Consider the following 17,414-nt stretch of genomic DNA (forward strand, 5'->3'; position numbering starts at 1 on the left):
ATCCTCCGCCAAGGCTTGGTTAAGCTCGGGCCAGGATCACGGTGACCGGCGCTGTGACCTCCGTGACGAAGGGGCGGTCGAACATGGCGTGGACCTGGCGGTACTTCGAGGCCGACGGAGCCGACCCGCTGGGGCAGGACCTGCCCTCGGAGTCGTTCACCTCGCGCGGCGACGCGGAGAGCTGGCTGGGGGAGAACTGGCAGGAGCTCGCCGAGGGCGGCGTGGGACGCGTCGCCCTGCTCGACGGAGACACGGAGGTCTACGCGATGTCCCTGGAGCCCGTCGAGTAGCGCCCGTCCGCCCGGGGGCCGCGAAGGCCTCCGGCGGCGGGTCAGCCGGTGCCGGTGAGGGAGCGGCCCTGCCACGGCCAGCGGTTCTCCAGCTCCACCTCCAGGGAGAAGCTGAGGAAGGTCCGGATGAGGACGATCCCGGCGAGCACCCCCACGCTGGCGAAGGTGGGCGACACCGCGACCGTGCGGATGATGTCCCCGGCGACGAGGAACTCCAGGCCCAGCAGGATCGCCCGGCCCAGCCCCTGCCGGTAGGGCCGGTAGGCCGCGTCCAGCCCGTGCCCGCTCACCCACCGGTACAGGAACAGCGCGGTCGCGCCCAGGGCCCCGACGACGATGACGCCGACCCCGGCGACGTCGACCGCGGTGCCCACCGCCTCGATGACGTGCGCGATGTCCATGGAGCCCCCTCCGTGCCGCGTGCGTGCGGACCGGCAGCTACCCAGGTCGGGCGGGGGCGACACCGGGGGCCGCGCGGAGGGGTGCCCGGAACACGGAAGGGCCCGGCCGTCCTGGGGACGGCCGGGCCCTCGGCGCCGAACACCGCCCGGGCGCGGCTAGCCGCGGATGTTCTCGGGGCTCCTGGTCAGCGCCGGGTCGCGCTGGACGCTGTCGCCCAGGACCTCGTCGATCCGCGCCATCAGCTCGGCGTCCAGCCTGACCCCCGCGGCCTTGACGTTGCCCTCCACCTGCTCGGGGCGGGAGGCGCCGATGATCGCGGCCGACACGTTCGGGTTCTGGAGCACCCAGGCCACGGCCAGCTGCGCCAGCGTCAGACCCGCCTCGGCGGCCAGCGGCTCCAGCCGCTGCACGCGCTCCAGCATGACCTGGTCCTTCATCTGGTCGCTCAGGAAGCGGCCGCCGCCGGGGTCGGCGGCGCGCGAACCGGCGGGCAGCTCCTGTCCGGGCTTGTACTTGCCGCTCAGGACACCGCCCTCGATCGGCGACCACACGATCTGGCCGACGCCCTCGCGCTCGGAGAGCGGAACGACCTCGGTCTCGATGACCCGCCACAGCATGTTGTACTTCGGCTGGTTGGAGACGATGCGGTCGAAGCCCATCTCGTCGGCGATCTTGAGCGCCTGCTCGATCTCCTCGGCGCGCCACTCGGAGACGCCGACGTAGAGGACCTTGCCCTGGCGGACCAGGTCCTCGAAGGCCCGCACGGTCTCCTCCAGCGGGGTGGAGTAGTCGAATCGGTGGGCCTGGTACAGGTCCAGGTAGTCGGTCCCCAGGCGGCGCAGGGAGTCCTCCACGCTGCGGACGATGTGCTTGCGGGACAGACCCCGGTCGTTCTTGCCCTCACCCGTGGGCCAGAAGACCTTGGAGAAGATCTCCAGCCCGTCCCGGCGCTCGCCCTTCAGCGCGCGGCCGAGCACCTCCTCCGCCCTGCCCCCGGCGTAGCCGTCGGCGGTGTCGAACGTGGTGATACCCGCGTCCAGCGCCGCGCGGACACAGGCCCTGGCCGTGTCCTCCTCCACCTGGGATCCGTGCGTGATCCAGTTCCCGTAGGCGATCTCGCTGACCATGAGACCGCTGTTGCCCAGATGCCGAAATTCCATGTCGAGCACTCTAGTAGGGGATTGTGCCCGTTCGCGAGGTTCTACGCCGTGCGGGTGGAAGCGCTCCCAACCGGAGGGGAGCGGGGGCTCGGCGGGGAGTGAGGGGCCGGTGCTGGGACCGGCCCGGGCTCACGTCGTCGGGGGAGGCGGTGGTGGGAGCCGTCAGTGCGCGCGGCGGGGCGTGGGGTCCTCGCGGACCTTGAGCCGCGGCTTGGGCAGGCGCAGGCGGCGGAACTGGAGCTGGCGCATGGCCGCGTACATTCCGATGCCCTTGACGGCGGGGTCGTCGGGGAAGTACTCGGCGGCGCGCCTCTTGACCGTGCGGCCCACCATGACGCCCTCGGCGATGATGGTGACCATCATCAGCGGCCATAGGACGTAGGCCACGCCGATCTGGAACATCGGGATGTTGATGAACAGCAGCGCGATGATCAGGATCGAGAACGGCAGGAAGAACTCGCTGGCGCTGCGGCGCGAGTCGACGAAGTCGCGGGCGAACGCCCGGGCCTCGCCGAGGTCCTGCTGCCGGTAGTAGCGGGCCTCGTCCTTGGGCACGCCCTTGATCGCGGAACTCGCGGTGCCCCTGCCGCGTTGGCGGTCAAGACGGTCCCGGTAGGCCTGGTAGGCCTCCTTGCGCGTCTCGGGCGCCTTGAGCGGTCGGCGGGGGTTGGGCTCGGATTCCCTGCGCTTTGGGGTGGGAACACCCTTCTTGGGCGTGTATCCCTTAGGTTGGGTGGACTCAGTGGCCTCAGGGCTGGCGGATTCGGCGGAGGCCGGATCCGTGGCTGCGGAAGCGGAGCGACGTCGGAACACACCCACAGGGTAGCCGGTCATAGCTTTATGGCGACCGCGGGCCAGAGCGCGTAGGGTTGGGCAAAGCGCCCGCTGGGAACAGCCGATGTACGCACCGAGAAGGGGACGGCCACGCCGATGAGCGTGTTTCAGCGACTTTCGATGATCTTCAGGTCCAAGGCCAACAAGGCCTTGGACTCGGTCGAGGACCCAAGGGAAACGCTCGACTACTCGTACCAGAAGCAGCTCGAGCTTCTACAGAAGGTGCGGCGCGGTGTGGCCGACGTCGCGACCTCCCGCAAGCGCGTCGAGCTCCAGATCCAGCAGCTGGAGCAGCAGTCCGGCAAGCTGGAGAACCAGAGCCGCGCCGCCCTGACGCAGGGGCGCGAGGACCTCGCCCGCGAGGCCCTGACCCGCCGCTCCGGCCTGTCCCAGCAGATCGAGGACCTGCGCGGGCAGCACGCCAACCTCCAGGGCGAGGAACAGAAGCTCACCATGGCGGCCCAGCGCCTCCAGACCAAGGTGGACGCCTTCCGCACGCGCAAGGAGACCATCAAGGCCAACTACACCGCCGCCCAGGCCCAGACGCAGATCAGCGAGGCCTTCTCGGGCATCTCCGAGGAGATGGGCGACGTCGGCATGGCCGTCCAGCGCGCCGAGGACAAGACCGCCGAGATGCAGGCCCGCGCGGGCGCCGTGGACGAGCTGCTCGCCTCCGGCGCGCTCGACGACGTCACCGGCACCGCCAGGGACGACATCCAGAGCGAGCTGGACCGCATGGCCAGCACCACCGGCGTCGAGGCCGAGCTGGAGCGCATGAAGATGGAGCTCGGCCAGGGCAGCGGCGGTTCCACCCCCCAGATCGAGGGCGGCAACGGCGCCGGTAACACCGGCGGCACCGGTAACCGGGAGGGCGCGTGATCGTCCGCATCATGGGTGAGGGTCAGCTCGACCTCACCGACGCCGACCTGGAGCTGCTCAACTCCTTCGACTCCGCGCTGGAGTCGGCGATCGAGTCGGGCGACGAGGCCACGTTCCGCCGTGCCCTGCACGACCTCCTGGAGAGGGTCCGCGAGGACGGTCGGCCGCTGCCGCCCGACGCGCTGGAGCCCTCGCAGTTCATCCTCCCCCACGCCGACGCCACCATGGAAGAGGTGCGGGAGATGCTCCAGGACGACGGTCTGATCCCCGGCTAGGACCGGGTCCTCCGTCCGGCGCACCGCCTCCGTCCAGGTGTGCCCGGACCGGTGAGTGCGCACGGCGGGCCGGATCCCGGTCGGCCGTTGCGGCGCTCGGTGCCTGCGCGCGCGTTTCCAGGCCGCCGTGACCACGTGTCACGGCGGCTTTCGCGTGCCCGGGGGCGTACGCGCCCGCCCGGAGCGCAGGTCCGGGGCGTACGCGGCAGGCCTGCGGCAGGCCTCGTGTGGCGTGCGTCGCCCCCGGTCCAGGAACCTCGGCGGGACCCCCGCCCGTTGGACGTGGTGGAGGGGAAAGGGAGAACACGGGGACCCGCGGTGCGCGTGGGGGACGGTCCGCCGAGGCGGCCGCGCCGGCGGGGCCGGGAGCGGGCGGGGCGGGGCCGGTGAACACGCGGCGGTCGGACCACCTCATACCCTTTCCCACCTGGGCGAACTACACTCCGAGACAGTCGACGCGTCGGCGGAGGGGACTACGGCATGGCCGGATCCAAGTTCAGACCTGACCGGGGGCTGACCACCCGCATGGTGACGACCATGGGCCTGCTCGTCCTCGTCTACGCGGCCTTCGTCGTCGGGCTGGTCCTCGTGGGCCTCAACGTGTGGCTGGTGCTGCTCATCGTCGCCGGGTTCGCGCTGTTCAGCTACTTCGCCTCCGACAGGATCGCCATGTTCGCCATGGGCGCCAAGGAGGTCTCCCCGGAGCAGGCTCCCGAGCTGCACGCCCTCATCGACCGGCTGTGCGCCATGGCGGACATGTCCAAGCCCCGCGTGGGGATCGCCGACACCGACGTGCCCAACGCCTTCGCCACCGGGCACAACGAGAAGTCCGCGGTCGTGTGCGTGACCACCGGCCTCATGCGCCGCCTCGACGGCCCCGAGCTGGAGGCGGTCCTGGCGCACGAGCTGTCCCACATCGCCCACCGCGACGTCATGGTGATGACCGTCGCCGGGTTCCTCGGCATCGTGGCCGGGTTCCTCACCCAGGCCGGGCTGCGCTTCGCGATGTTCGCCGGGGCGACGCGCGGCAACAACAGCAACGGGCCCGCACCGGCCGTGGTCGCCCTGCTCGTCGTGGCCGTCAGCGCCGTGGCCTGGGCGCTCAGCTTCCTGCTCACCCGGGCGCTGTCGCGCTACCGGGAGCTGTCGGCCGACCGCGCCGCCGCCTACCTCACCGGGCGCCCGTCCGTGCTGGGCAGCGCCCTGACCAAGATCACCGGGGACATGTCCCGCATCCCCACCCGCGACCTGCGCCAGGCTGAGCCGTTCAACGCCTTCTTCTTCGCCCCGGCCTCCTCCCGCGAGGGGTTCAGCTTCAGCCAGCTGGTCGCCACCCACCCGCCGGTGCAGCAGCGGCTGGAGCAGCTGTCCGACATCTCGCGCCAGCTCGGGCAGGGGCGCTGACCCCGTCCGGGGAGGCCGCCGGAGGGGACGGCCGCGCCGGGCCGTCGCCCCGGGAGGCGGGCGGCGGCCGCACCGATCCGCCCTGGCGGACACGGCGTCGATCCGGTCCGCGCGCAATCGACACGACCACGAGAGAGGACCGGCCACGATGAGCTTCTGGCGAGCGCTGTTCGGGCGCTCCGAACCGGCCCAGCCCGACCTCGACGCCCTGTTCGGCCTGCCCTCGGCGTCGGTCACCCTGCGGGCCGCCGCGGGCTTCACGCCCACCGGCACCGGTTCCGTCGCCTTCAGACCCACCGAGGGCGCCGCCTTCGCCGACCTGGAACGCGACGTCACCGAGCTGCTCGACGCCGACGGGGGGACGCCCGTCGAACAGGTCACCGACGACTACGGCTACACCTGGCTGGTGGTCCGTGCGGCCGACCCGGCCCGGGGCCCGGACGGGTCCGCCGACCCCGACATCACCGGCCTGGTGACCGACCTGCACGCCGTCAACTCCACCCTGGAGGCCAACGGCTACGGGCCCTCCCTCCTGTGCTCCCTGGTCGGCTTCACCGACGGCACGCGCTCGCTGGGGCTGGTCTACCTCTACAAGCGCGGCACCTTCTACCCCTTCGCCCCGGTCGGCGACGGCGGCCGCAGGGACAACGCCCTGGAACTCCAGGCCGAGGCCGCCATCGGCCGCGACCTGCCCCTGGAGGAGGACCGCTCCCGCTGGTTCCCCGTCTACGGGGCGCCCGGCCTCTGACCAGCGGGGGGTACCCCGCGCCGGGAGAAATGTGGCCTGGCACACTGGTCCGGTGCGTATCCTCATCGCTCCTGACAAGTTCGCCGGTACCCTCTCCGCCCTCGAAGCCGCGCAGGCGGTCGCCGACGGCTGGCACCGGACCGATCCCTCCGCCACGACGGACCTGCTGCCGCTCTCCGACGGCGGCCCCGGTTTCGTCGAGGTCCTGCACACGGCCCTCGGCGGCGAGGTGCACCGGACCGAGGTGACCGGCCCCCTCGGCGCGCCCGTGACCGCGGAGTACCTCCTGGACGGCGACACCGCCTACGTGGAGAGCGCCCAGGCCTGCGGCCTGCACCTGGTGCCCTCCGGTGACCGCGACCCCGGCCGAACCACCACCCGCGGCGTCGGCGAGCTGGTCGCCCACGCGGTCCGCTCCGGCGCCCGCACCGTCGTCGTCGGACTCGGCGGCAGCTCCACCAACGACGCCGGAGCCGGTCTCCTGGCCGCCCTGGGCGCCACCCCCGCCGACCGCCTGAGCCACGGCGGCGGCCCCCTGGCCGACCCCGGGGACGTCGACCTCGACGCGGCCCGCCGGGCCGTGGCCGGGGTCCGTATCGTCGCCGCCACCGACGTCGACAACCCCCTGCTGGGCATCCACGGGGCCAGCGCCGTCTTCGGGCCCCAGAAGGGCGCCGACCCCGACCAGGTGCAGCGCCTGGACGCCGCCCTCAACGCCTTCGCCGACCGCGTCGACCCCGGGGGCGAGGTCCGCGACACCCCCGGTGCCGGAGCCGCGGGCGGCCTGGGCTTCGCCCTGCTCCTGCTCGGCGGCACCGTCGAGTCGGGCATCAGCCGCGTCCTGGACTCCGTGCGCCTGGCCGAGCGCCTCTCGGAGGCCGACCTGGTCATCACCGGCGAGGGCTCCTTCGACTCCCAGTCCCTGCGCGGCAAGCTGCCCCACGGCGTCGCCCAGGCCGCCAACAAGCACGGCGTCCCCTGCGTGGTGACCGCGGGCGCGGTCAAGGTCGGCCGCGCCGAGGCGGCCGCCGCCGGGATCACCGAGACCTACTCCCTCGTGGAGTCCTCGGGCTCGGTCGAGGCCGCCATGACCCGCTCCGCGGACGAACTGCGCGCCCTGGCCGCCGACATCGCCCGCCGCTGGACCCGCTGAACCCCCGGTGACGCCGGGCCCCGGCCGGGACCGGAGCCCGTCGGACACGGAGGGGGCGGGTCGCCCCCCGCCCCCTCCCAGGTCCCCCCGCTCGTCCCGCGCCCCTGTGCCGCGGGGCGCGCACACGCGAAGCGGCGCCCCGGGAGAACCCGCTCCCGGGGCGCCGCTTCGCGTGTGTCGTCAGGGACCGGGCCGTGTGCGGCGGGGCCGCCACGAGCCGTTGCCGCTACTCCTCCAGGGAGTGCTCCTCGTAGGCCAGGATCTCGTGGCCGTCCTCCCCGTAGTGGAAGATCTCGAAGGTGGCGGCGGTCGGGTCGCCGTTGTCGTTGAAGTCGATGTTGCCGCTGACGCCCTGGTAGTTGATCTCCTCACCGTCGGCCAGCAGGTCGCGGCACTCCTCGAAGGTGCCGCACTCGGTGCCCTCGGGACGGCTGACGTTGGGCAGCTCGGCGACGTACTCGGACGGGTTCACGCTACCCGCGGCCTCGGCGGCCAGGGCGATCACGGTGACGCAGTCGTAGACCTGCGGGGCGAACTGGAAGACCTCCAGCTCCTCGTTGAAGCTGGTCAGGCCCTCGGTGAACTCGGGGTTGTCCGCGCTCGGGGCGATACCGGTGATGCCGGTGACGCTCTCGGGGCTGTCGGCGCTGACGGTCTCGCCCAGGTTCGGGTCGTTGAGGCCGTCGGTGACGTAGAGCTGCTCGCCCTCGGTGCCGCCCTCCAGGAGCTGGGCGATGACCTGCGCGCCCTCCTCGAAGGCGATGAGCGCGACGGCGTCCGGCTCCTCGGTGGTGACGCTGTTGACGACCGAGTCGAAGGTGGTGGCCAGCGGGTCGTAGGTCTCGTTGACCACGACCTGGGCGCCCAGGTTCTCCAGCTCCGTCTGGAGGGCGCCCGCGTAGCCGCCGCCGTAGTCGTCGGCGCGCGCGACGATGGCGATGTTCTGGTTGCCGTTCTCGACCATCGTGCGGGCCATCACGACCGCGGAGAGCAGGTCGCTCGGCGCGGTGCGGAAGTAGTAGCCGTTGTCCTCGATCTCGCTCAGCTCGGCGGCGGTGTTGGAGCCCGAGCACTGGACGATCTCGGCACCGGTGATGGTGTCGTAGGTCGCCTGGGTCATGCCGGAGGCCGCGGCGCCGATGACGGCGTTCACCTGGTCGGAGACGAGGTTGTTGGCGGCCTCGTTGGCCTGGGCGTTGTCGCCCGCCTCGTCGCCCTCGACGATGGCGGGGACCTCGGTGCCGAGGATGCCGCCCGCGGCGTTGATCTCGGAGATCGCGTACTCGGCGGCCGTGATCTGGGGCGGGCCGAGGAAGGCGAGGTTGCCGGTCTGCGGGTAGAGGATGCCGTAGGTGAACTCTTCACCGCCCTCACCGCCGCCGCCTCCCTCTCCCCCGTCGCTGCCACACGCGGTCAGGCCGAGGACGAGGGCCGCGGTTGCGGCAGTGAGGCCTAGGACCTTCTTGCTAGCCATGATCGTGGTCACTCCGTTCAACCGGCGAAGCACGTGCTGCGCGGGGCAGCCGTGCCATGAGCATGCGCGTCCTGAATGTCCGTGATGTGTGGCATGACTTAATCAGGAGCGTTAGCGGAGCTTAATCATGAAAGTTCTGGCGCGGAAAGGACGGAAGGGGCGTTGGTGCCGACTCGCCGTCAGGCTGTTATGGCTCTGTAGTCATCATTGACATCCGGCGTTTCGTCTCTGTACAGATCACAGCTTTCCGTGCTCGGGGGGTAGCGAAGTGTCGCGGTGATCAGGCATGACGCGGCCCGGCCGTCAAGGGCGGCGGCCGGGCCGGAGGAAAGCCACAGGCGTACTACACGCGGGTGTGAAGCGGTCCTTCCTTAAAACGAGAAAACCCTTGACCGCTATACGCCGAGCAGAAGGGACGGCCACCCCTGAGGGACCCGCCCGCAGTGCCCGCCCCGGAACCGCCGTCAGCGGCTCCGGGACACGACCGCGGACGCGCCGGAGCACTCCCCGGAGGCCGGACCCGCTACTACGCCCCCGGCAGTTCGCGCAGCATGCACGTGAGCCGGGAGGTGCACACCTTCCGGCCCCCGTCGTCGGTGATGGTGATGTCCCACGTGGCCAGCGTCCGGCCCAGGTGCACGGGCGTGGCCACACCGGTCACGTGCCCCTCGGTGGCCGAGCGGTGGTGCGTGGCGTTGATCTCGATACCGACCGCGACCTTGCCGAACCGGGAGGCGTGGGCCGTGGCGCCGATCGACCCCAGGGTCTCGGCCAGCACGCACGACGCGCCGCCGTGCAGCAGCCCGAACGGCTGGACGTTGCCCTCCACCGGCATCCGGCCCACCACGCGCTCGGCGGACGCCTCCGTCACCTCGATGCCCATGCGCTCGCCCAGGCCGCCCGCGAGCGCGCCCGTGCCGAGCATCCGCCGCATCGCCTCGGAGTCCGTCGTCATGTGCCCTCCGCCTCCTCGGGGCCCCGCCGCGGCCGGGCCCGGGCCGCGCCGGACCGGGGCGGAGTCCACGCCGTCGTGTCACTGCCCTCGCGGTATGGCCGCGAAGTGTCTCCGTCGCATCCTAGGATTCACCTGTGGTGACCAAGCGAGAGACCCCCGACCAGACAACCCGGAGCGGCGACGGCGGCAGGCGCCCCCGGCTCCTCCTCCTGGACGGCCACTCGATGGCCTTCCGCGCGTTCTTCGCGCTCCCGGTGGACAAGTTCGGCACGAGTACCGGGCAGTCGACCAACGCCGTGTACGGCTTCGCGTCGATGCTGGTCAAGCTGCTGCGCGACGAGGAGCCCACCCACGTCGCGGTGGCCTGGGACCTGTCCGGCCCCACCTTCCGGCACGAGGAGTACGCCGAGTACAAGGACGGCCGCTCCGACACCCCGCCGGAGTTCCCCTCCCAGGTGCCGCTCACCCAGGACCTGATGCGGCTGATCGGCGTCGCCAACCTGTCCGCCCCGGGGTTCGAGGCCGACGACGTCATCGCCACCCTGGCCCACCAGGGCGGCGAGGCCGGGATGGAGGTGCTCATCGCCTCCGGCGACCGCGACGCCTTCCAGCTGGTCACCGACTCCTGCACGGTCCTGTACCCGGGCAAGAGCCTGTCGGACCTGCGGCGGATGGACCCCGCGGCGGTCGAGGACAAGTACGGGGTCACCCCCGAGCGCTACCGCGACCTGGCCGCGCTGGTGGGGGAGAAGGCCGACAACCTGCCCGGTGTGCCGGGCGTGGGCCCCAAGACCGCCGCCAAGTGGATCACCAAGTACGGGTCCCTGGACGAGCTGGTCGCCCACGCCGACGAGCTCACCGGCAAGGCGGGGCAGAGCTTCCGCGACCACCTGGACGACGTCCTGCGCAACCAGCGGCTCAACCGGTTGGCCACGGACGTGGAGCTGGACGCGGAGGTCACCGCCCTGGCCCTGGGCGAGGCCGACCGCACCGGGATCGACGCGCTCTTCGACAACCTGGAGTTCGCCTCCAACCTGCGCGAGCGCCTCTACGCCGTCGTCCGCCTGCCCGAGGACGGCTCCGGGGAGACGGGGACCGAGGCGGTCGAGGGCTTCCGCGTCGAACTGACCGTGGCCGGGACCGGCGAGCTGGCCCCCTGGCTGGCCGCGCACGCCGCCCCCGACGACGCGGCCTCCGACACCCTCACGCCCACCGCCCCCGCCGGACTGGCCCTGGACGGCGCCTGGGGACAGGGCACCGGCCGGGTGGACGCGCTGGCGATCAGCGTGCCCTCCGGTGACGCCGTGTTCGTCGACCCCACCGCCCTGGACCCCGCCGACACCGAGGCGCTGGCGGACTTCCTGGCCGACCCCCGCCGCCCCAAGGCCGTGCACGAGTACAAGGGCGCCCTGCTGGCCCTGGGCGCGCACGGGTGGGAGCTGGGCGGGGTGGTCAGCGACACCGCCCTGGCCGCCTACCTGGTCCAGCCGGGGCAGCGCCGCTTCGACCTGGCCGACCTGTGCCGCAAGTACCTGGGCCGGGAGCTGGAGGAGGACTCCTCCGGCGACCAGCTCACCCTGGACCTGGGCGGCGAGGACGGGGCGGGCTCGGGCCGCCAGCACCTGCTGGCCGTGCGCGCGAGCGCCACCCGCGACCTGGCCGGGGTGCTCTCCGCCGAACTCGACAAGCGCGGCGGCACCCACCTGCTGCACGAGGTCGAGCTGCCGCTGGTGGACGTGCTGGCGCGCCTGGAACGCGCGGGGATCGCCGCCGACCGCCCCTACCTGGAGGAGCTCCAGGGCGAGTTCGCCGCGGCGGGCCGGGTCGCGGTGGAGCGCGCGCACGAGATCGTGGGCCGCGAGTTCAACCTCGGCTCGCCCAAGCAGCTCCAGCAGGTGCTGTTCGAGGACCTGGGCCTGCCCAGGACCAAGAAGATCAAGACGGGCTACACCACCGACGCCGACGCCCTGGCGTGGCTGGCCTCCCAGACCGACAACGAGCTGCCCGCGGTCCTTCTCCACCACCGCGACCAGACCAAGCTGCGCACCACGGTCGAGGGGCTGATCAAGACCGTCGCCGACGACGGCCGCATCCACACCACCTTCAACCAGACGGTGGCGGCGACCGGGCGCCTGAGCTCCACCGACCCCAACCTCCAGAACATCCCCGTGCGCACCGACGTGGGGCGGCGCATCCGCCGCGCGTTCGTCGTGGGGGAGGGCTACGAGGAGCTGCTCACCGCCGACTACAGCCAGATCGAGCTGCGCATCATGGCGCACCTGTCGGGCGAGCAGGCGCTGATCGACGCCTTCAACAGCGGCTACGACTTCCACGCGCAGATGGCCGCGCAGATCTTCGACGTCGAGGTCGAGCAGGTGGACGGCGAGGCGCGGTCCAGGATCAAGGCCATGAGCTACGGCCTGGCCTACGGGCTGAGCGCCTACGGCCTCTCCCAGCAGCTGGGGATCACGCCGGAGGAGTCCAAGCGCCTCATGGAGGACTACTTCGCCGAGTTCGGCGGGGTGCGCGACTACCTCAACGCCATGGTCGAGGAGGCCCGCCGGGTCGGCTACACCGAGACCATCCTGGGGCGGCGCCGCTACCTGCCCGACCTGACCAGCGACAACCGCCAGCGCCGGGAGATGGCCGAGCGGATGGCGCTCAACGCGCCGATCCAGGGGTCGGCCGCCGACATCATCAAGGTGGCCATGCTCCGGGTGGACGCGGCCCTCACCGAGGGCGGGCTCACCTCGCGGGTCCTGCTCCAGGTGCACGACGAACTCGTGGTGGAGGTCGCTCCCGGCGAGCGCGCGGAGGTCGAAAACATCGTGGCGCGCGAGATGAGCTCCGCCTATGATCTGCGTGTGCCGCTGGCCGTCTCGGTCGGCAGCGGCCAGAACTGGCACGACGCCGCGCACTGAACAGGGGCCGCGCGCGGCCCGCGCGCGACGGAAGGGTGGGGGACGGTGACGACACGGAGCACGGCCGACGAGGGGCTGAGCGCGGGTCCGGTCACCGTCCCCGCCGACGCCCTCACGTGGCGCTTCTCACGCTCCTCGGGGCCCGGCGGCCAGCACGTCAACACCTCCGACACCCGGGTGTCGCTGTCGTTGGACGTGGCGGCCTGCCTCGGCGGCACGCGGCGCCAGCGCGCGCTGGAGCGGCTCCGGGGGCGCCTGGTCGGGGACGTGCTCACGGTCACGGTGCAGACCCACCGCTCGCAGGCGCGCAACCGGGCCGAGGCCCGGGAGCGGATGGCCGCCCTGCTGGAGGAGGCGATCGCGCCGCCCGCCCGCGAGCGCCGCGCGACCCGTCCGAGCCGCAGGGCCAAGCAGCGCCGCCTGGACGCCAAGAAGCAACGGAGCGCCATCAAACGGTCACGCTCCAAACCTCCCACGGACTGACCGTAACCGGCCCTTCGCACTTTTTCCTCCGGGGTTCGCTCCGGTGCCCCCGACCGCCGGAGCGACCGTCCCACGGGGACGAAACCCCCGTTCGGACGTGGGTCTACCCCCCAGTTGATCTTGACCGCCATGCTCGGGTAAATTGCCGCCATTGCGACCTACGCCGGGTTGGCTGCCCTGGGTTCCGATTGACCAGGACGCCCTTGTCTCATATTCTGGCGGGAGCGTTGTGGGTTCCTGCGTGCGTCCGCTGTCTCCGGTGAGGGTCGGCGCGACCGCGCCGCTCCGGTCGACACCCTGCACCTGGCGATTGGTGTCCAGGCGGTTCATCGCCGCCTCGGCTCCGCTCCTCGGACGACGGATCGACGGGTTCGAACCCGCGATGTGACCATCTTTCTGAATCTGTCCGTATCCGGAGTCCACCCACACATGACGAGCAGCACCGAGGCCACCTCGACACCCCAGGTAGCGGTCAACGACATCGGGTCCGAGGAAGCCTTCCTCGCGGCGATCGACGAGACCATCAAGTACTTCAACGACGGTGACATTGTCGAGGGCACCATCGTGAAGGTCGATCGAGACGAGGTCTTGCTCGACATCGGCTACAAGACCGAGGGTGTGATTCCCTCACGGGAACTCTCGATCAAGCACGACGTCGACCCCGGCGAGGTCGTTGCCGTCGGTGACCAGGTCGAGGCCCTCGTCCTCCAGAAGGAGGACAAGGAAGGCCGCCTGATCCTGTCCAAGAAGCGCGCCCAGTACGAGCGCGCCTGGGGCACGATCGAGAAGATCAAGGAGGAGGACGGCGTCGTCACCGGCACCGTCATCGAGGTCGTCAAGGGCGGCCTCATCCTCGACATCGGTCTGCGCGGCTTCCTGCCCGCCTCCCTGGTCGAGATGCGCCGTGTGCGCGACCTGCAGCCCTACGTCGGCCGCGAGCTCGAGGCGAAGATCATCGAGCTGGACAAGAACCGCAACAACGTGGTCCTGTCCCGCCGCGCCTGGCTGGAGCAGACCCAGTCCGAGGTCCGCCAGACCTTCCTCAACACCCTCCAGAAGGGCCAGATCCGCAAGGGTGTGGTCTCCTCGATCGTCAACTTCGGTGCGTTCGTGGACCTGGGCGGCGTCGACGGTCTGGTGCACGTCTCCGAGCTGTCCTGGAAGCACATCGACCACCCGAGCGAGGTCGTCGAGGTCGGCCAGGAGGTCACCGTCGAGGTTCTCGACGTGGACATGGAGCGCGAGCGCGTCTCCCTGTCGCTCAAGGCGACCCAGGAAGACCCGTGGCAGCAGTTCGCCCGGACCCACCAGATCGGCCAGGTCGTCCCCGGCAAGGTCACCAAGCTGGTTCCGTTCGGTGCGTTCGTGCGCGTCGAGGAGGGCATCGAGGGCCTGGTCCACATCTCCGAGCTGGCCGAGCGCCACGTCGAGGTGCCCGAGCAGGTCGTCCAGGTCGGCACCGAGATCTTCGTCAAGATCATCGACATCGACCTCGACCGCCGCCGCATCAGCCTCTCGCTGAAGCAGGCCAACGAGAGCGTCTCGCCGGACCAGGTGGACTTCGACCCCACCCTCTACGGCATGGCCGCGGAGTACGACGAGCAGGGCAACTACAAGTACCCCGAGGGCTTCGACGCGGACAGCGGCGAGTGGCTCGAGGGCTTCGAGGCCCAGCGCGACGAGTGGGAGCGCAGCTACGCCGAGGCCCAGGCCCGGTTCGAGGCGCACCGCAAGCAGGTCGAGGAGGCGCGCGCGGCCGAGGCCGACGCCGCCAACGCTCCTGCCCCGGCGGAGGAGGACGACTACACCGGTGGCGGACAGAGCAGCAGCTCGTCCGGCTCGGAGTCCTCCAGCGGCGCCCTGGCCTCCGACGAGGCCCTGGCCGCCCTGCGCGAGAAGCTCGCGGGTGGCGAGGCCTAAACAGCCTCCGAGGACACGCTGAGAAGCTGTTCGGGCCGTCCCCTCTCCGGAGGGGGCGGCCCTTCGCCGTGCCCGGCCCCGGCCGGGTTTCGCGGCGCCGGCGGTGCCGGGGGCTAGGCTCGTGGCGTGCCCCCGACGTAGGGGCCCTCAGGAGGAGACGTGTTCGACATCCACCCGGCCGCCCCCGCCGACGCGGGCGAGGTCTTCACCCTCCAGCGCGCGGCGTTCGTCGACGAGGCCCAGGCCTTCGGCGACCCGTTCGTGCTGGCCCTCACTGAGAGCCTGGAGAGGGTGGAGAGACTTCTGGGGCAGGAGGACACCCTCATGCTCAAGGCGGTCGCCGGAACCCGCCTGGTCGGCTCGGTGCGGGCGCGGGTGATGGGCACCAGCGCGGTGGTCTCCCGCCTGGCGGTCGTGCCCGACCTGCGCCGCCGGGGGATCGCGCGGGCGCTGCTCGCCGACCTGGAGGGCCGCCTGCGCGAGCGGCACCCCGACCTGGCCGCGCTCACCCTGTCCGCGGGGGCCCAGGACACCGGTCAGCAGCGCCTCTACCGCGGCCTGGGGTACGCCGAGACCTCCCGCGAGCGCGTCGCCGAGCACCTGGTCATGGTGCACATGCGCAAGGAGCTCACCCCGGCCGGAGCGCGCGCGGACGGCGCCGCCCGGGCCGCGCGGTAGGCGGGGGCGCCATGACGCGGACGCGGGCGGCCGTCTAGGGTTTCCCACATGCTCACAGTGGGACTCACCGGCGGGATCGGCTCGGGCAAGAGCGCGGTCGCGGCCGAACTGGCCGCCTACGGCGCCACCGTGGTCGACGCCGACGCCATCGCCCGGGAGGTCGTCGAACCCGGCACACCGGGCCTGGAGGCCGTCGTCGCCGAGTTCGGCGATCGGGTGCTCACCCCCGACGGTCGGCTGGACCGGCCCCGGCTCGGGGAGATCGTCTTCGCCGACGAGGCCAGCCTGACCAGGCTCAACGCCATCGTGCACCCCCTGGTGGGCGAGCGCAGCGCCCAGCTCATGGAGGAGGCCGTGGCCTCCGGCGTGGAGGTGGTGGTCTACGACGTCCCGCTGCTGGTGGAGAACGGCCTGGGACCGCTCTACGACCTGGTGGTCGTGGTGGACGCCCCCGACGCGGTGCGGGTGGAGCGGGTCACGGCCAACCGCGGCATGCCGCGCGAGCAGGTGGAGGCCCGCATCCGCGCGCAGGCCGACCGGGACACCCGCCTGGCCGCCGCCGACCTGGTGGTGGACAACTCCGGCACCCGCGAGGAGCTGACGGAGCGGGTGGCCGGACTCTGGCGCGAACTCCTCGAACGCGCCCGGTAACGCGCCCTCGCCGACCCCGCCGGAGGACCGGCGGCGTCCACCCCCGACCACCTCCACGGCCTGCCCGGCGGGTCCCCGCGCCGCCCGGCCCGCGCGTCGGCGGATCGGCCCGGGGCCGCCTGCGACGCGGTCCCGTCGGCCTGGCGCCGCATCGCCCGTCACTCCCGTCCGCGGTCGCGGTGCAGGACCTCGGACAGGGACGACCCGGCGGCCACGGCCTCGCGCACCAGCTCCTCGCGGACCGAGTGCGCGGCCTCCACACTGAGGAGGCTGTCGTCGATCTCCTGGGGGCGCACCCGCTCCTGCGCGGAGAACAGGGCCAGGTCGGCGTAGTCCCCGGCGCGGTCGGCGATCTCCTGGCACTGCTCCCACTCGCGGTGCGCGGTCACCGCCGCGTGCACCCGGTCGCCGTAACCGGTCAGCACCCCGACCCGTCCGTCGAGCGCCTCGGTGGCGCGGGCCACCGCCTCCTCCTGCGGTTGCAGGGCCCGGGTGACCTGTTCGGACACGGCCTCGCGCCTGCGCACCAGCAGTTCCCTGCGCAGGGAGCGCAGCCTCAGCAGCTCCTGGGCCAGCTTCCACTCCTCCTCGCGCAGCAGCGGCAGGGTCTGGGCGGCGTCGAAGGAGTCGCCGAGCACCCGCACGCCCTCCTCCACCCGGTCGGTGGCCTGCTGGAGCGCGGCGAACAGGTGGGCCTCGGGCTCCTCGGTGCGGGAGGCGTAGCCGTGGGTGCGGCCGAAGTCCTGGGGCAGCACGTACCGGTCGGCGTACTCCGAGGCCAGGCGGGCTACCATGCCGGGCCGCAGGATGGCCCCGGCGCCGCCCGCGGCGGCGGCCAGGTAGAGGGCGGCGGTCGCGGGGTCGCCGGGGACGGCGGCGCCGACCGGCCCGAGCGCCTGGTCGAGCAGCATCCGGGCGCCCAGGACGCCCACGGTGGAGGCGGGCAGGGCCCAGAAGGCGTGCATGACCAGGTCGGCCCAGTCGTCGGTGAAGGAGCCCCTGAGCGAGGCCAGGCCGAGGACGGCCGCGGTCGTCCCCAGACAGAGCAGCGCCACCAGGACGGCTACCGCGGCCGGGGAGAGCAGGGCGACGGCGGCCAGGGTGGTGCACCCCGCGGCCGTGACCGCGGCGCCCTGGCGCCAGGTGGGCACGCGCCGAGGACGGGCCGCGGCCGGGAGCAGTCTCTC

17 protein-coding genes are annotated in these 17,414 nt (G+C 72.2%); 11 read left to right on the forward strand and 6 right to left on the reverse strand.

Annotated features, from left to right (window positions below):
* Positions 1–83: 83 nt before the first annotated feature.
* A complete protein-coding gene (locus NDAS_RS04730; protein WP_013151999.1) occupies positions 84–290 on the forward strand; it encodes a hypothetical protein in 207 nt (68 codons plus the stop codon).
* A 41-nt stretch (positions 291–331) separates the two neighbouring features.
* On the opposite strand, the gene NDAS_RS04735 is transcribed toward NDAS_RS04730, so the two are convergent.
* From NDAS_RS04735 to NDAS_RS04745, 3 genes are all read right to left on the reverse strand, one after another.
* Entirely contained in the window at positions 332–691 is a 360-nt protein-coding gene (locus NDAS_RS04735; protein WP_013152000.1) for a DUF1622 domain-containing protein, read from the reverse strand.
* A 156-nt stretch (positions 692–847) separates the two neighbouring features.
* Positions 848–1,852, reverse strand: coding sequence for an aldo/keto reductase family protein (locus NDAS_RS04740; protein ID WP_013152001.1), 1,005 nt, complete (start codon positions 1,850–1,852; stop codon positions 848–850).
* A gap of 162 nt (positions 1,853–2,014) precedes the next feature.
* The gene (locus NDAS_RS04745; protein WP_013152002.1) at positions 2,015–2,686 is read right to left on the reverse strand and encodes a DUF3043 domain-containing protein; all 672 of its coding nucleotides are present in this window, start codon (positions 2,684–2,686) and stop codon (positions 2,015–2,017) included.
* Between the two features lie 96 nt (positions 2,687–2,782).
* Between NDAS_RS04745 and NDAS_RS04750 the strand changes: the two genes are divergently transcribed.
* The 5 genes from NDAS_RS04750 to NDAS_RS04770 all read left to right on the forward strand — a co-directional run bounded on the left by NDAS_RS04750 (position 2,783) and on the right by NDAS_RS04770 (position 7,145).
* On the forward strand, positions 2,783–3,565 hold the full coding sequence (locus tag NDAS_RS04750; protein WP_013152003.1) for a PspA/IM30 family protein: 783 nt from the start codon (positions 2,783–2,785) through the stop codon (positions 3,563–3,565).
* Positions 3,562–3,840, forward strand: coding sequence for a PspA-associated protein PspAA (pspAA, locus tag NDAS_RS04755; RefSeq protein WP_013152004.1), 279 nt, complete (start codon positions 3,562–3,564; stop codon positions 3,838–3,840). The genes NDAS_RS04750 and pspAA overlap by 4 nt, the downstream gene beginning before the upstream one ends.
* Positions 3,841–4,320: 480 nt before the next feature.
* A complete protein-coding gene (gene htpX / locus NDAS_RS04760) occupies positions 4,321–5,244 on the forward strand; it encodes a zinc metalloprotease HtpX (protein WP_013152005.1) in 924 nt (307 codons plus the stop codon).
* Positions 5,245–5,392: 148 nt separating this feature from the next.
* A complete protein-coding gene (gene pspAB / locus NDAS_RS04765) occupies positions 5,393–5,992 on the forward strand; it encodes a PspA-associated protein PspAB (RefSeq protein ID WP_013152006.1) in 600 nt (199 codons plus the stop codon).
* Positions 5,993–6,044: 52 nt separating this feature from the next.
* Positions 6,045–7,145 (forward strand): glycerate kinase family protein, encoded by a 1,101-nt coding sequence (locus tag NDAS_RS04770; protein ID WP_041552378.1) that lies wholly within the window; start codon positions 6,045–6,047, stop codon positions 7,143–7,145.
* 226 nt (positions 7,146–7,371) lie between these two features.
* Here the strand turns inward: NDAS_RS04770 and NDAS_RS04775 are convergent, their stop codons facing one another.
* Together NDAS_RS04775 and NDAS_RS04780 are read right to left on the reverse strand one after the other, a co-directional pair.
* Positions 7,372–8,619: an ABC transporter substrate-binding protein gene (locus NDAS_RS04775; RefSeq protein WP_013152008.1), complete on the reverse strand. Its 1,248-nt coding sequence runs from the start codon at positions 8,617–8,619 to the stop codon at positions 7,372–7,374.
* A 526-nt stretch (positions 8,620–9,145) separates the two neighbouring features.
* Positions 9,146–9,574 carry a hotdog fold thioesterase gene (locus tag NDAS_RS04780; protein ID WP_013152009.1) on the reverse strand — a complete coding sequence of 143 codons (429 nt, stop codon included), beginning with the start codon at positions 9,572–9,574 and terminating at the stop codon, positions 9,146–9,148.
* Between the two features lie 134 nt (positions 9,575–9,708).
* Between NDAS_RS04780 and polA the strand changes: the two genes are divergently transcribed.
* The 5 genes from polA (at position 9,709) to coaE (ending at position 16,227) form a co-directional block, all read left to right on the forward strand.
* A complete protein-coding gene (gene polA, locus NDAS_RS04785; RefSeq protein ID WP_013152010.1) occupies positions 9,709–12,495 on the forward strand; it encodes a DNA polymerase I in 2,787 nt (928 codons plus the stop codon).
* Between the two features lie 45 nt (positions 12,496–12,540).
* Positions 12,541–12,978 carry an alternative ribosome rescue aminoacyl-tRNA hydrolase ArfB gene (gene arfB, locus NDAS_RS04790; protein ID WP_013152011.1) on the forward strand — a complete coding sequence of 146 codons (438 nt, stop codon included), beginning with the start codon at positions 12,541–12,543 and terminating at the stop codon, positions 12,976–12,978.
* Positions 12,979–13,407: 429 nt separating this feature from the next.
* The gene (rpsA, locus tag NDAS_RS04795; protein WP_013152012.1) at positions 13,408–14,898 is read left to right on the forward strand and encodes a 30S ribosomal protein S1; all 1,491 of its coding nucleotides are present in this window, start codon (positions 13,408–13,410) and stop codon (positions 14,896–14,898) included.
* Positions 14,899–15,057: 159 nt separating this feature from the next.
* Positions 15,058–15,576, forward strand: coding sequence for a GNAT family N-acetyltransferase (locus NDAS_RS04800; protein ID WP_013152013.1), 519 nt, complete (start codon positions 15,058–15,060; stop codon positions 15,574–15,576).
* A gap of 48 nt (positions 15,577–15,624) precedes the next feature.
* Positions 15,625–16,227, forward strand: coding sequence for a dephospho-CoA kinase (gene coaE, locus NDAS_RS04805; protein ID WP_013152014.1), 603 nt, complete (start codon positions 15,625–15,627; stop codon positions 16,225–16,227).
* A 158-nt stretch (positions 16,228–16,385) separates the two neighbouring features.
* On the opposite strand, the gene NDAS_RS04810 is transcribed toward coaE, so the two are convergent.
* Positions 16,386–17,378, reverse strand: coding sequence for a hypothetical protein (locus tag NDAS_RS04810; RefSeq protein ID WP_232051640.1), 993 nt, complete (start codon positions 17,376–17,378; stop codon positions 16,386–16,388).
* Positions 17,379–17,414 lie beyond the last annotated feature (36 nt).

The sequence above is a fragment of the Nocardiopsis dassonvillei subsp. dassonvillei DSM 43111 genome (assembly GCF_000092985.1).
Lineage (GTDB): Bacteria > Actinomycetota > Actinomycetes > Streptosporangiales > Streptosporangiaceae > Nocardiopsis > Nocardiopsis dassonvillei.